Raw genomic sequence first — 2,172 nt, forward strand, 5'->3', positions numbered from 1 at the left:
CGCGAGACGCGGCCGGCGGGGGTAGGACGTCCGAAAGGGCGCTTCCTGGCGAGGCAGTGTTCTTGGCGTTCCGGGGTCCGTCGCGATGTCCCCGCCGCGACGGCCGCGAAAAGCAGAGCCCGGCGCGAGGGACACTCGGACCGGGCTCGATATCGTCGGGCCGAAGTCGGCCCGTATGGTCTCAGGCCGCCTTCTGCTTCGGCGCGATCAGGTTGCGCTTGAGCAGGCACTCGGCGATCTGCACGGCGTTGAGGGCGGCGCCCTTGCGCAGGTTGTCGGAGACGCACCACAGCACGAGGCCGTTCTCCACCGTCGCGTCCTCGCGGATGCGGCTAATGTAGGTGGCGTCCTCGCCGGCGCACTCGTAGGGCGTCACGTAGCCGCCCGGCTCGTGCTTGTCGATGACGAGGCAGCCCGGCGCGACCGAGAGGATCTTGCGGGCCTCGTCGACCGACAGCGGCTTCTCGAACTCGATGTTCACCGATTCCGAATGGCCGATGAAGACCGGCACCCGCACGCAGGTCGCGGTGAGCTTGATCTTCGGGTCGAGAATCTTCTTCGTCTCGGCCATCATCTTCCACTCTTCCTTCGTGTACCCGTCCTCCATGAACACGTCGATCTGGGGGATCAGGTTGAAGGCGATGCGCTTCGGGAACTTCTTGTTCTCGATCTCGCCGAGCGTGAAGACGGCCTTGGTCTGCGAGAACAGCTCGTCCATCGCGTCCTTGCCGGCGCCCGACACCGACTGGTAGGTCGAGACGACGACGCGCTTGATGGTCGCGCGGTCGTGCAGCGGCTTGAGCGCCACGACGAGCTGCGCGGTCGAGCAGTTCGGGTTGGCGATGATGTTCTTCTTGCGGAAGCCCGCCACCGCGTCGGCGTTCACCTCCGGCACGATCAGCGGCACGTCGGCGTCGTAGCGCCAGGCCGAGGAATTATCGATCACGACCGCGCCCTGGGCGCCGATCTTGGGCGACCACTCCTTGGACACGCTGCCGCCGGCCGACATCAGGCAGATGTCGACGTCCGTGAAGTCGTAGTGCTCGAGCGTTTTCGTCTTGAGGGTCTTGTCGCCATAGGAAACCTCGACGCCCATGCTGCGCCGGGAGGCGAGCGGCACGACCTCGTCGGCGGGAAACTGCCGCTCGGCGAGGATCTCGAGCATCGCGCGGCCCACATTGCCAGTGGCGCCGACGACAGCGACCTTGTAACCCATAGTTCACTCCCAGGATTATATCCCTCGGTCTCGTTCCGGGAGACACGAAAGCGCAACCGCTTCTAGGCGAGAACGGCGGTCGAGACAACGCATGGCTCGCCCGCGATCCGCCCATGGATGCGCCGGGCCCATATAAGCGCCGGTGCTTTCGATGACCACCCCGTTTCTCGGTCCGGACGAGTCCCGGCGTCGACGCCTTCCTGCCCGCCGGCATGCGCCGCGGCCCGCTCTGCTCCGCCGGTCCAGTGGTGCAGACCGCCGGTCCGAGCGGCCCAGTTCGGCCGTCGCCCGCAAGGGCTAATCCCGACGCGCCCTCCCGCAACGACGAGCCCGCGGGCGGCCGAGTGCAGCAGGTCGGCCACAGGTGGCGGGGATATCGCCGGAACCGGCCCGTTAACCGGGCCGTTGCCTTGTCGTGCTACGGGAATCGACGGTAAGACTGGTGTTCGCGTTTGAAACGCTTGCGAGGAATCCGATGCGCCCGATGACCTTCGTCGCCTGCGCCGCCGCGGCCGGGCTCGTGGCCGTGCTGTTCTCCGCGCCCGAGGCCGAGGCCGCGACCAAGCGGCGCCAGGCGCGCACCTACGACATCGTCGACGACTACAACGGCCGTCCGAGCTCGCGCATCACGGTGCGCAAGCGCTCGTTCCTGAATCCGGGCCGCGAGCCGCTGCCGAACACCCAGCACTACCACGACTACGCGTTCTCGCCGTCCTACACGGTGTTCCCGCAGTGGATGGACAACAACGCCTTCCCGGGCTCGTGGTCGCGCGCGCCGCTGCCCGGCCAGTTCGATATCCCGGGCTGGTCGCGCTACTGAGCCGCGACCCTTTTCACCTCTCCCCTGTGGGGAGAGGCCGGATCTCGCGCCGAGCGCGAGATCCGAGTGAGGGGGTGCCGGGGCCGGCCATCGGCGCATACGCCCCTCATCCCGGTTACGAGCGGCGCTCGCGCCC

General features: G+C 67.6%; 2 protein-coding genes. One reads left to right on the plus strand and one right to left on the minus strand.

Annotated features, from left to right (window positions below; all coding sequences use genetic code 11):
• Window positions 1-181: 181 nt before the first annotated feature.
• Window positions 182-1,216, minus strand: coding sequence for an aspartate-semialdehyde dehydrogenase (locus CH341_RS30810; RefSeq protein WP_111423426.1), 1,035 nt, complete (start codon window positions 1,214-1,216; stop codon window positions 182-184).
• 475 nt (window positions 1,217-1,691) lie between these two features.
• Between CH341_RS30810 and CH341_RS30815 the strand changes: the two genes are divergently transcribed.
• Window positions 1,692-2,036 carry a hypothetical protein gene (locus CH341_RS30815; protein ID WP_111423428.1) on the plus strand — a complete coding sequence of 115 codons (345 nt, stop codon included), beginning with the start codon at window positions 1,692-1,694 and terminating at the stop codon, window positions 2,034-2,036.
• The last annotated feature ends 136 nt before the right edge of the window (window positions 2,037-2,172 follow it).

This window comes from Rhodoplanes roseus (genome assembly GCF_003258865.1).
GTDB lineage: Bacteria > Pseudomonadota > Alphaproteobacteria > Rhizobiales > Xanthobacteraceae > Rhodoplanes > Rhodoplanes roseus.